Origin of the sequence: Bacteroides celer, assembly GCF_002632415.2 — a bacterium.
Taxonomy (GTDB): Bacteria; Bacteroidota; Bacteroidia; order Bacteroidales; family Bacteroidaceae; genus Bacteroides.
The window spans coordinates 245,332-258,342 of sequence record NZ_CP178209.1; the positions used below are offsets into that span (position 1 = coordinate 245,332).

At 38.3% G+C, this 13,011-nt stretch carries 9 protein-coding genes; 5 read left to right on the forward strand and 4 right to left on the reverse strand.

Annotated features, from left to right (window positions below; genetic code table 11):
- The first annotated feature begins 1 nt into the window (after window position 1).
- Both CJF29_RS00750 and CJF29_RS00755 read left to right on the forward strand, forming a co-directional pair.
- On the forward strand, window positions 2–2,968 hold the full coding sequence (locus CJF29_RS00750; protein ID WP_099147331.1) for a glycoside hydrolase family 2 protein: 2,967 nt from the start codon (window positions 2–4) through the stop codon (window positions 2,966–2,968).
- 16 nt (window positions 2,969–2,984) lie between these two features.
- Complete coding sequence (locus CJF29_RS00755; RefSeq protein ID WP_099147332.1) at window positions 2,985–3,785, forward strand: sialate O-acetylesterase; 801 nt, start codon at window positions 2,985–2,987, stop codon at window positions 3,783–3,785.
- Window positions 3,786–3,895: 110 nt separating this feature from the next.
- On the opposite strand, the gene CJF29_RS00760 is transcribed toward CJF29_RS00755, so the two are convergent.
- From CJF29_RS00760 to CJF29_RS00770, 3 genes are read right to left on the reverse strand one after another with little or no spacing between them, the layout of a single operon-like run.
- Window positions 3,896–4,672: a hypothetical protein gene (locus CJF29_RS00760; protein ID WP_099147333.1), complete on the reverse strand. Its 777-nt coding sequence runs from the start codon at window positions 4,670–4,672 to the stop codon at window positions 3,896–3,898.
- A 25-nt stretch (window positions 4,673–4,697) separates the two neighbouring features.
- Complete coding sequence (locus tag CJF29_RS00765; protein WP_008646714.1) at window positions 4,698–6,284, reverse strand: fimbrillin family protein; 1,587 nt, start codon at window positions 6,282–6,284, stop codon at window positions 4,698–4,700.
- A 52-nt stretch (window positions 6,285–6,336) separates the two neighbouring features.
- Entirely contained in the window at window positions 6,337–7,311 is a 975-nt protein-coding gene (locus tag CJF29_RS00770) for a fimbrillin family protein (protein WP_099147334.1), read from the reverse strand.
- A gap of 1,137 nt (window positions 7,312–8,448) precedes the next feature.
- On the opposite strand from CJF29_RS00770, the gene CJF29_RS00775 reads away from it, so the two are divergent.
- Entirely contained in the window at window positions 8,449–8,946 is a 498-nt protein-coding gene (locus CJF29_RS00775) for an HU family DNA-binding protein (protein ID WP_004302663.1), read from the forward strand.
- 319 nt (window positions 8,947–9,265) lie between these two features.
- Window positions 9,266–11,041: an oxaloacetate decarboxylase gene (locus CJF29_RS00780; RefSeq protein WP_099147345.1), complete on the forward strand. Its 1,776-nt coding sequence runs from the start codon at window positions 9,266–9,268 to the stop codon at window positions 11,039–11,041.
- A gap of 233 nt (window positions 11,042–11,274) precedes the next feature.
- On the opposite strand, the gene CJF29_RS00785 is transcribed toward CJF29_RS00780, so the two are convergent.
- Window positions 11,275–11,775, reverse strand: a complete 501-nt coding sequence (locus CJF29_RS00785; RefSeq protein WP_099147335.1) for a hypothetical protein — start codon at window positions 11,773–11,775, stop codon at window positions 11,275–11,277.
- A 289-nt stretch (window positions 11,776–12,064) separates the two neighbouring features.
- Between CJF29_RS00785 and CJF29_RS00790 the strand changes: the two genes are divergently transcribed.
- A complete protein-coding gene (locus CJF29_RS00790; protein WP_032844510.1) occupies window positions 12,065–12,964 on the forward strand; it encodes a helix-turn-helix transcriptional regulator in 900 nt (299 codons plus the stop codon).
- Window positions 12,965–13,011: the final 47 nt, after the last annotated feature.

The window sequence follows — 13,011 nt, forward strand, 5'->3', positions numbered from 1 at the left end:
GATGATGAAGCGAATTTTAGTAATAACATTTATTCTATGCGTTTTCAGCCTGTCAGAGGGGTGTGCGGCAGGACGTGAAAAATATAATTTCAATAGTGACTGGCTATTGAAGATAGGTGATGTTCCTAATGCACAAGCTGTTGGTTTTGAGGATAGTGATTGGAATATGGTGACTCTTCCAAGAGCTTTTAATGAAAATGAGTCTTTTAAAGTTGCCATTGACCAACTGACTGATACAATAGTATGGTATCGTAAGCACTTTAAAGTTGCAGTTTTAGATGCTCGTAAGGTTTTTGTTGAGTTTGAAGGAGTTCGTCAGGGAGCTGATTTTTATTTGAATGGATATCATTTGGGCAAGCATGAAAATGGAGTTATGGCGGTGGGATTTGATTTAACTCCTTATATGAAAAATGGTGATAATGTTATGGCTGTACGTGTAGATAATGACTGGAGCTATAAGGAAGTAAGTACAAATACAAAATTTCAATGGCATGATAACCGTTTCAATTGTAACTATGGCGGCATTCCTAAAAATGTTTTTTTGCATGTGACGAATGATGTATATCAGACTTTACCACTATATAATAATTTGAAAACAACTGGACTTTATGTCTATGCAACAGATTTTGATATTAAAAACCGGAAGGCTAAAATTCATGTGGAATCGGAAGTGAAGAATGACAGTCATAAATCACGGAAATTTAGTTTCTTGGTAACTTTAGTAGATGCAGATGGAAAAAATGTCAAAGTATTCAAGGGGCCTGATGTGTGCTTGAAATCAAAAGAGGTAAAGATTATAAAAGCGGAGGCTGAAGTGAATAATCTTCATTTCTGGAGTTGGGGATATGGTTATTTATATACAGTAAAAACAAAGTTGGTAAATGCAGATAATGAGGTTGTTGATGAAGTGAATACTCGAACAGGTTTTCGAAAAACAAAATTTGATGAAGGTAAAGTCTGGTTGAATGACCGTGTGATTCATTTAAAAGGCTATGCACAGCGTACAACTAATGAGTGGCCGGGAGTTGGAATGTCTGTTCCTGCATGGTTGAGTGATTATTCTAATGATTTAGTCGTGAAAAGTAACGCTAATCTCGTGCGTTGGATGCATGTTACTCCGTGGAAACAGGATGTGGAGTCGTGTGATCGTGTCGGATTAATACAAGCAATGCCAGCGGGTGATCAGGAGCGGGATTCCAAGGGACGCCAATGGGAACAACGTACAGAACTGATGCGTGATGCAATTATTTATAATCGTAATAATCCGAGTATTTTGTTTTATGAATGTGGAAATAAGGGGATTAAGCGTGAACATATGTTGGAAATGAAAGCAATACGTGATAAATATGATCCTTATGGTGGACGTGCTATTGGTTCTCGTGAGATGCTTGATATTCGTGAAGCAGAATATGGTGGTGAAATGCTTTATGTTAATAAGAGTAGGCATCATCCGATGTGGTCAATGGAATATTGTCGAGATGAAGGATTAAGGAAATATTGGGATGATTATAGTTATCCGTATCATAAGGAAGGTGACGGTCCTTTACACCGTGGAGCATCTGCCAAGAGCTATAATCATAATCAGGATATGTTTGCGGTTGAATTAGTCCGTCGCTGGTATGATTATTGGCGTGAGCGTCCAGGGACTGGATTGAGAATCAATGCTGGAGGAACTAAGATTATTTTCTCTGATAGTAATACACACTTTCGTGGAGCAGAAAATTATCGTCGTAGTGGTGTGACTGATGCTATGCGTATAGAGAAAGACGGGTTCTTTGCGCATCAGGTGATGTGGAATGGTTGGGTAGATATAGAATCTGAACAGACTTATATAATTGGTCACTGGAATTATCCGGAAAATACGGTGAAACCTGTATATGTAGTATCTACCGGGGAAAAAGTGGAATTATTTTTGAACGACCGGCTATTAGGTGAAGGAGAACGTGAGTATGATTTTTTGTTTACTTTTGATAAAGTGGCATTTAAACCGGGTAAACTGGAGGCTGTCAGTTATAATAAGGCTGGAAAAGAATTGAGCCGCTATGTCTTGACTACTGTTGGTGAGCCTACAAATATAAGATTGACAGCTATACAAAATCCGGAAGGTTTTCATGCCGATGGAGCAGATATGGCACTTATTCAATTCGAGGTAGTAGATAAGGATGGAAAACGTTGTCCATTGGATAATCGGATTGTCAAATTTGATTTGAAAGGTGAAGCTGAATGGCGCGGTGGTATTGCGCAGGGTGAGGATAATTATATCCTTAGTAAGGACTTACCTGTAGAATGTGGAGTAAATCGTGTTCTTATCCGTAGTACAACGAAAGCCGGGAAATTGATACTTACAGCAAAAGCGAAAGGCCTTCCTGAGGCTTCTATAACCTTAGAAACTATTCCGGTGGAAAAAGTTGATGGGGTAAGTAACTATTTGCCACAAATGACATTGAAAGGACGATTAGATAAAGGTGAAACGCCATTATCCTCTTCATATAGAGATAAAAAAGTTAATATAGGCATTGTTTCGGCTAAAGCAGGTGCTAATAGCCAGAATGTAGCGAAAAGTTATGATGATGATGAACTTAGTGAATGGAGTAATGATGGGCAGCTTAGTACGGCTTGGATTACTTATCAGCTTGAACGTGAGGTGAATATTGATGATGTCTGTTTGAAGTTAAGAGAGTGGCGTAAGAATAGTTATCCGTTAGAGGTATATGCAGGAAATACCCTCGTTTGGAGTGGAAAGACAGAACGAAATTTGGGATATATACATTTGAAAACAATGCCGATGCGTACGGATAATATAACTATCCGTTTGAAGGGATCTGTTAGTGTGAAAGATGCTTTCGGAGAAATTGTTGAGGTAGAAGATAAAGCATCAAATACACGCGTACAGGAAAAGGCGGATGAAGAACGTTATTTACCAATTATTGAGGTTGAATTTTTGGAAAACAGTAAGTTGAATTTTTAAAAGATAGAATAATAAAATGAGAAAAAATGTAATCACCCTTTTTGTAGGGATATTGTTACTGGGAATACCTATGGTATATGCAGGCAAGCCTGTGAAGAATATGGATTTGTATCTTTGTATTGGACAATCTAACATGGCCGGACGAGGAAAACTTTCTCCGGCGGTGATGGATACGATGCAGAATGTTTATTTATTAAATGCCGAAGACCAGTTTGAGCTAGCAGTAAATCCTTTAAATCGTTATTCTACTATCGGAAGGGGACTTACCGGTGAATATTTGGGACCTGTATATAGTTTTGCTAAAGCAATGGCTTCTAAAAAACATCCGGTAGGCTTGATAGTAAATGCTCGTGGCGGTACTTCCATCCGCTCTTGGTTGAAGAGCACAGAAAAAACAGGTGGGCTCTATTATAATGAAGCTTTACGCCGAACTAAGGAAGCAATGAAATATGGCAAACTGAAAGCTATTATTTGGCATCAGGGAGAGACAGATTGTCAGTATCCTGAAGGATATAAAAAGAAAATAATAAAGCTAATGACGGATCTTCGTAATGATTTGGGAATACCTGATTTACCTGTCATTGTAGGACAATTGGCAGAATGGAACTGGACAAAGAAGCCTTATATACCTGAAGGAACGAAACCATTTAACGATATGATTAAGGATATTTCTTCTTTTCTTCCAAATAGCGCCTGTGTTTCGTCCGAGGGGCTAAAGCCACTGAAGAATGAGAAAGATCCTCATTTTGATGCAGACAGCCAAATAATACTAGGCAGACGTTATGCAGAAGCCGCAAAAAGATTATTAAAAAAATGATGAATTAGAAAGATTTGTGCAAAAAGCTCTCCCTTGTTTATCTGGAAATAAATGTATATCTAGCAAATAAGGGAGAGCTTATGATGGAAATAGTGTTTTAATATTATGTATTATTTAGTAGTAATATCGGTCCAGCGGCCGGCGAAACGAATATTTCCAATATTTCCTTGATATGTGTGGTTATTTCTGATAGATATTGCTTTTAATCCTGCTTTTAATGCACCTTCTTCTCCTTTAGCCATGGCATCAGATTGGGCCTCTTCTCCTTTTAAAGACGGATTTACGAATAATTCTACTCGATTATTAGTGTAGTCTACTTTTAATACGAGTAAATGGGTTTTCTTGAAATCGTATTCATTGGGAGCTTCCGTACGATTCTTACCTAGTCCAACTGTGAATTTTAACTTGCCATTTTCATTACGATGTGCATATATGTTTCCGCGTGCACTACCGCCTACATGGTTAGCGATTAATGCTAAAAATTCACTAGGTTTTTTAGTTCCTAATTTTGAGAAGTTGACAAGGCAAGCAAGGTAATAACTACCTTGCCGGTATGTTTTGCCGGATGATGTCATAGAATACACACTGGAACGTGTCCCTTTTATCCCATCCTCAAATCCGAATTGTATGGATGGACCACCTTCCTGATATTCGGGGTAACTTAGTTCTTTTCCAATTATGGGACTTGATGTTGTTGCTGCTTTGGGATCTTTAGTATAGGCAGCACACCAAGTATTTTCTTGAATCATTGCTTTAGGCTCAATATATGCCGATTTCTCTAACTTGTCTCCGGTTTTATATCCATCAAGGAGATTGTTTTTGATAATCTGTGCATTGCCTGTCAGACTAAGGGTGATTAATGAGATAATTAAAATAATCTTTTTCATAATGCTATTCTTGATATTTTAAGTGTTAAAATGCTAGTGCGAAGCGGTAGTATGAATTTGTTTTTAGATTGAGGGCAAGATAATTCTTTTCTCGATGTCCTTCCTCATTAAGTCCGGTATATACCCATATTGTTGACTCACTACGTAGTGTGGATGTCCAATAACCACTTCCGGAAGTTAATCGCTCCCATGAAGAATCCTGCCATAGCGTTTCTCCATCGGCTTTGGTTAAGCTGCTTGAGATAGTGGTATTTTGCTCTTGTATGATAAGTAGCTCTTTGACTGATGGAACATACCAACCGGTCGTGAATGATGGAGCCTGGACTGAATAGCTGGAAAGTTTCTCTTTTACAACAGAGTTGATATCTGCTCCAACAACAGCGATGTCTGAATTTAACCATGCTTTGGTATCTTGGTAGCCAGTATTTGAAAACTCTTCTTCATTTGGAATTTTTTGCCCGTTGACTGAACTTGTACCGACTGGTGCAGGAAGAATGTCTGTATACCATGTCTTATTGCTAACACTGGATACGGTTCCCCATCTTTGTCCGGTTCCTTCGTTACGTTTTAATGCGTATACCAGTGCGTGCGTACATTCAGGATAGTCTTTTCTTATAGCTTCAGTGGTCCCTATTTGATAAATGACCCCAATGATTTTGGTTTTATCTTCTGATTCTAAATCTTGATCTGCTTTAATTAAAGTGCCATCTGCACAATAGAAATCTCCAATCTTCAGTTCGTGCTGTATTTTCTTTGTTCCACCATCAACAGTGTATGGTGCGTATGTTCCTTTTTCTATTCCTGTAATTGCGATTTCGTACTGCTTGTTCTCGCTTGAAATGAAAGTGCCATTTATTTTATAAGTAGTTGTAGGGTTTATCAATAAGCGATATTTATCTGTGCTTGGTTCATAATATGGTTGCACTTCTATATTCTCACTTTCTCCTTTGGTTAGCTTGAATGTTGGATTAGCAGCAGGAATGTTGTATGGAGCTATTGTTGTTCCTTGGTTTGTAAATTCATATGTGGTGGACGGTAACTGAATAACTACCATTGCCATTTGATGTTCTAATGTTAGATTGAGTGAGTAATTCTTACCGGATAGTTCAGCTTCTGCAGAGCCTGTCATCAAGTCATATTGGGTATATTCACTTCCACTCATATTAGCACCTATCTTCCAGTTACTTATGATTTCTGCAAAAGGGTTTTCAATGGATGCTTTAAAAGAATTGCTAACTTCCTCTTTATAAGGATAATATGCATAATAAGTGGCTCCTTCCAGTTCGCTGCTATAAAATAAAGAGCCATTTGCAGGTATCCATACATCGTGAGTCTTGTTGTAAATTAGGCATACATTATTAATTGAGCCTGCAATTTCTCCATTTTTAACGGCGAACAAACCTATCTGATCTTCGTTTTCGAATGTTGTTTTATATGTTTCATCTGTTGTTGCACGGGTTTTGCTACTATTATATATAGCTTTATCTGTGATATTAATTAGAATCTTATTTTTATCATTGTTTGAAAGAGTAATGTTCTCGTCTTGTGAACATGCCGCTATAAGTAAAGAGCATGCGAGTGCTATTGTATATACAAATATATTTCGTTTCATATCTTCTTGTTTTTTATATTTATTAGAAATGAGGGAAAATATTTCCTTATTTTTATTTTTCGGTTGATTGCGATTTTATATCTTGTGTCTCACCTGAGTTATTCCAATAGGAAGAATCAAAAGCGGTATCTGTTTCAGGAGCATCAGTTGTAGAGTTAATATTTTCTCCATTACCAGGTTGCCAATCTGTGATGCCACTTTCTGTGATGGTAATACTAGGATTTTCTCCTTCTCCTCCCAGAGTAACCGTGTATAGGTGTCTTCTATTGCTTTCTAATGTTATATTATCTATTGTTTTCTCATAAAAAACCCCATCGGCTACCACTTCTATTGTAGTTTGTACTACTTCTTGAGGTAATAAAATTAATGTCGAAGTTATTGATGTATTGTCATTCACTAGTACACTTACATCTTCGCTTTCTGTTCCTAAAGAGGTTGTGCCATTTGAGGTGTTGAAGAATCCCTTTGTGATAAATCCTTTTAAAGTGTAAGAAACATTTTCGGGTTTACTCTCATCTTTATTTTTGAAAATCAAGCTAAGTTGGCTCAGTTGATGTGTAAATTGAAAATTGATCAGAGGATTACTTCGGGTAGTAGTGGCTTCGGCAAACAACCAATCGATATTGAGTTGATTAGTTGCGGTTTGATTTTCACTTTTGGTGTCTACTGTAACAAGCCCTCCTGCTGTACCGTTGATACCGGTGTAAGGGTGATATGCAGTCAGTGAGACTTTACCATTTCCTTTGATATAAATATCATTATGGTCACCTACAGCAGTAAAAAGTTGTTCGTTTTCTCCGGAGCATTGATATAAGATATTAGTGCTTCCTGTATCCCCTCCGGTAACGGATACACCTATACATTCTCCCTGACCCCACATGGAGCCGTGGTAGCGTGTTTGAGGACTGCTTATACTTCCCCAGATTTCAGCTTTTGCACCAGGGGTATCTGGTCCACCATATTCATTGCTGTTGCATCCGGTGAGAACCAGTATTCCTAGTACTACTGTTAAATACATGTTTTTCATAAACGTTACTGTTTTATATATAAATAATGTGGTTGTTATATATTCCCTGTTTATTTATAGGTCTCTCTGACTTTGTATAGAGCAAAGGTATGCGATTTGCTTATAATGTACCTTGACGGCTGTACATTTCCATGTACCCCAGTTCAAACATGCATAAAATGCCATATTCTTAGGGATTTTGTGCAGGATTTTTCTGACTTGAATTTTGTTTTGTTACACATGTGAAGTGGTAAAATAATGTTATATAAATAATATGTACTTTCTTAGTTGGTACACTTTATCGGGCTGATGCAAATCTAATACGGGAAAGTGCGTATTGTGGAATATAGTATTCAATTTGTGTATTGATAAGATGATAAATAGTGAATAACATGATATTTAAACTAAAATGTATAACAAACTGTTTGTTTGGAAACGATAGGCGGCAGGCACTTAGGCACTTCTAATAGAAGGTGCCCGGTGGATAGGTAAATCCACTCTTGTGGAAGAGTTCACAAAGAATGAATACCGAAGCTATCTTTTGATGGATTTCAATAAGGTAAGTGACTCGGTTGGGACTCTCGCTGAATGAAGACAGGACTTATGTGAAGTACTATATGGGTGATACCGGGCTACTTATCCTAAAATGTAAAACTTTTCCAATAGAGGTAAAATCGAATGACAAGTATACCATTTGTTCGCTTATCAGGTTCAACGAGAGTTTTTATCAGCGCATAGGAGAATGCTATGTGATTCATCCTAGGAACCTATGCGTAAAGGAAGGGATAGTGTGTCTGCCTATATGGCCTCCTGTTTGTGATACACTTCAAAAACACAAATTAACTCCTGTGGAATAGAAAATAAACCGGATGAATCTGTTCTGCAAATGCGGACTGAAACAGGAGTCCCATCCGTTGGCAGGTTCAGTATCTTGTTGAACGCTGATTTACAGAAAAAATAATTAATTCATATAGAACGCTGTCTAATAGATGTTTATGCCTAAGTAATTGTAAGTTTCAGGTTGTTAAAAGGAGACATAAAAGGGACAAAAGGGGACTGAGCGGTATCTGCCCTGTTATATCTTTGCAGAGTCATTCAAACAAAGAGAATGACAAATAGATAACCTTTATTTTTTTAACCATTTAAACTTTAACAATTATGGCTTTAGAGTATGTAGTAACAAAACGTGTGTTCGGTTTTGACAAGGACAAAAACGAAAAGTATGTAGCAAAATCGGTTCGTTCCGGTAAGGTGAATTTTGCAAAGATGTGTCGCAAGGTGAGTCAGCTTTGTGGTGTCCATCGTAAGGTGGTTGATTTGGTGGTCAGCGGTCTGGTAGATAAAATGGCCGAGGATATTGACGATGGAAAGAGCGTTCAGTTGGGTGAGTTCGGTATTTTCAGTCCTACTATCCGTGCCAAGAGTGCGGATGATGAGAAAGATGTTTCGTCCAAGTCGATCGTTCAAAGAAAAATTATTTTTTATCCGGGAAAAATCTTTAAGGATACGTTGGAAGATATGAGTATCACCCGTCGTGTGGAGATTGAAACGGATTATACGGATGGAAGTAGTAACGGTGGTAATAATGGTGGCAATCCTGATTCCGGTGATGATGGTAAGGGAGATAACGGGGAAGCACCGGATCCGGCTGCATAATTTAGTTAGTTTTGTCTTAAAAGTGTCTTTAGAGTAGTAGTGATGCACAGAGAATCGATTTATGATCGGTGATCTGTGCATCTTTTATTGTATATATGTCAGTAAAGCATTTCTTAAAAAAATAAATGCGAACATAAAACAATTTGATTTGTTATTTATAACAAATGGATCTATATGGAGATGCTCTTCTTACATTATGATGTAAAACATCTCTTTATTTCTATTTTTTAAGGTGATTATTTGACTATATGTCAGTTTAAACCTTTATATTTGTATATGTGAAGTTAACCGAAGAAAAAATCACTTATTATTGGCTATGATGAAAAAGGAAATTAAATTCAGTCTTGTTTATCGGGATATGTGGCAATCTTCCGGTAAATATCAACCTCGGGTTGATCAGCTTGTCCGTATTGCTCCTTTGATTATTGAGATGGGTTGTTTTGCCAGAGTTGAAACAAACGGCGGTGCTTTTGAGCAAGTGAATCTGTTGTACGGCGAAAATCCTAATAAGGCCGTCCGTGCTTTTACCGCACCTTTTAAAGAAGCGGGTATTCAAACGCATATGCTTGATCGCGGATTGAATGCGTTGCGCATGTACCCGGTTCCGGCAGATGTGCGTAAACTGATGTATAAAGTCAAGCATGCGCAAGGAGTGGACATCACACGTATCTTCTGTGGGCTGAATGAAACGAGAAATATCATTCCTTCCATTAAATATGCTTTGGAAGCAGGTATGATTCCGCAGGCAACTCTTTGTATCACCTATTCTCCGGTGCATACCGTTGAATATTATGCTCGAATTGCCGATCAGCTGGTTGAGGCTGGTGCACCTGAAATTTGTTTGAAAGATATGGCAGGTATTGGTCGCCCGGGTATGTTGGGGCAACTGGTCAGGACCATCAAGGAAAAACATCCGGATGTATTGATACAATATCATGGTCATAGTGGGCCGGGATTGTCTATGGCATCCATCCTCGAGGTTTGCGAGAATGGTGCGGATATTATTGATGTGGCTATGGAACCCATGTCTTGGGGTAAAGTGCATCCGGACGTAATCTCGGTACAGGCAATGTTGAAAGATTTAGGTTTTCAGGTTCCGGATATTAATATGAAAGCATATATGAAGGCTCGTGCGATGACGCAGGAATTCATTGATGACTTTCTGGGTTACTTCATGGATCCTACCAACAAATATATGTCTTCGCTTCTACTGAAATGTGGTTTGCCGGGTGGCATGATGGGTTCCATGATGGCAGACCTGAAAGGAGTGCATTCCGGCATCAATATGATATTAAGGAGTAAGAATGAGCCGGAACTTAGTCTGGATGATCTGCTTGTGATGCTTTTTGATGAAGTGGAATATGTATGGCCCAAGCTGGGTTATCCTCCTTTGGTGACTCCTTTCAGCCAGTATGTGAAAAATGTTGCATTAATGAATCTTATGCAGCAGGTAAAAGGGGAAGAACGTTGGACAATGATAGATAACCATACTTGGGATATGATTCTGGGTAAAAGTGGACGTCTTCCTGGTACGCTTGCACCGGAGATTATAGAGTTGGCGAAATCTAAAGGATATGAATTTGTCGATACCGACCCGCAGTTGAATTATCCGGATGCTTTGGATGAATATCGAAAGGAAATGGATGAAAATGGCTGGGAATATGGAGAGGATGACGAAGAACTTTTTGAACTGGCTATGCACGATCGCCAGTATCGTGATTATAAGTCCGGGGTTGCCAAAAAGCGTTTTGAGGAAGAGTTGCAACATGCTAAGGATGCGGCAATGGCAAAGAACGGGTATTCGGAAGAGGAAATTAAGAAGTTGAAACGTGCCAAGGCAGATCCGGTTATTGCCCCTGATAACGGACAGGTACTTTGGGAAGTTTCCGTAGAGGGACCATCCATTGCTCCATTCATCGGGCGTAAATATCAGCATGACGAAGTCTTTTGTTATCTTTCCACTCCGTGGGGGGAATATGAAAAGATTCTAACCGGATTTACCGGACGTGTGGTGGAGATATGTGCACAGCAAGGTGCGACTGTACATAAGGGAGATGTAATCGGTTATATTCTACGAAGCGATATTTTTGCGTAGACTCTTATAAGAGTTAGGGTATAGGTAACTCAATAAAGAATTTTAGGGGAGTGTCTAACAAGTCCCTTTTTAGACAGCCCCTTTCTTTTGCGTATAAATTCAATGTAAAGACGATCATGAAAATTCTTATGTGTTGTAATTGAATGGATATTTATCGGTAGTAGAATGGAATGTTTAATATGGAATGAGCGTATTTTGTAAAAAATGCGATGGTCAGAGCAAAAAAAGCGGACTTATTTTGTTCTTTCTATAATTAAGTACAACTGCTTGAATTTCACGATTGGACGGCCAAGGTAGCTGGAGGTGCTGTAACCGTTCGCTTTTGCCCAATCTACGACTTTGTTACGCAGCTTTTCCGGATAGTAGATTGTAAGTAGTTTTTTCTCTATCTGGTCTCTCCATGACTCTGGTAAACTTATGTTGCTAAGGTGGCTAATTGAGGCAATGCCAAGAGCGAGAGCAACGACACTATGGGTGAAATCTCCACTTTCAGGTGTGGGCTCTATCTGTAAATTCTGTTTCACTCCATCCACGAGGCTCTTGATAGCAAGAATATCTTGGGTGAGGTTGAGCTCTGAGATGAAATCAACCTCTACTTTTGCTAATTGATGAAATAGATCTCCTTTCTCTGCGCCAAGTAGTTTTAAACCCCAATCAATTTGGAAACGCAGAGATTCTACAGCTCTCTTTATACTGAGAGCATCTTTTTTCTTTGGATTTTTTTTGTATGCCATGACGAATAGAATGTTAAAATGAGTGTGCAAAAATAATGGTGAAGTATGCAGAAACGTTGCACACATAAAAAAAAATGCTATAAATTAATATATTTAGGTGGTATGCAGTTTTTTTGCATACAAAAAAGTTAACTTTGTACTAAATAAGATTATGAATTCTACCCTATAAAACATGCTATCAAGATATCTAAAGTAGGAAAAACAATTAGATGAGATATACAAAAAGGGGTTAAGCAATTGAATAATAGAAAATAGTAATAATATTTTGAAAATCACGGAAGTTTAGAAAATGATAAGTAAAACCTTTAACCGCTATATCTGGTTGCTCAACACGCTGCTTCAGCATCGCAGATTAACTTTTGAGGAGATAAGCTGTCGATGGAAAGATAGTTGTCTCGGTGATGGTAGACCGCTTGCATTACGTACATTCCACATGCATAGAGAAGCTATTGCAGAACTTTTTGGTGTAGAGGTCGAATGTGATACATCCAGCTATGAGTATTATATTTCTTCTTCCAGTCAACTGAAAAATGACAAGACTCGTCAGTGGTTGCTTAACTCCTTCACTGTGTCTAATATGATAGAAGCAGGGCGCAACATGAAAGATCGAATTTTGTTTGAGGAAATTCCTGAAGGAACTGAATATCTCCAAACAGTCATAGATGCAATGCAACGAAAAAAGGAACTGAAGATTGATTATAAACCTTTCAATGGTCATCAGTCAATATTTCACTTGCAGCCATACGCTATGAAGGTTTACCATCAGCGTTGGTATGTAGTCGGCTATCTCAAAGAGCAGGAGGGAATAAGGAATATTGCCCTTGATCGTATTTTGGAAATGGAATTGACAGATGACTCATTTATACTCCCCAATGATTTTGATGCAGAAGAATATTATGCTCATACAGTTGGCATATTTGTCAATGACAAATTGAAGCCACAGAAAGTAGTTGTTCGGGTATTCGGTGTTCATGTAGAGTATATGCGTTCTCTGCCACTGCATTTCTCTCAACAAGAGATAAAAACAGAACACAAAGAGTACAGCGACTTTGAATACCAACTTTGCTTAACTCCAGAGCTAACAAGTCAGTTACTTGCTATGGGTGAAAAGATCGAAGTTATGGAGCCAATAGGGCTGCGTGAAGAAATTAGAAAAAGACTTTTTGCTGCCATAAATAGATATAAATAGGAAAATAATGGCGTGCAGAGTCTTAGCAGAGATCAATATACACAGTT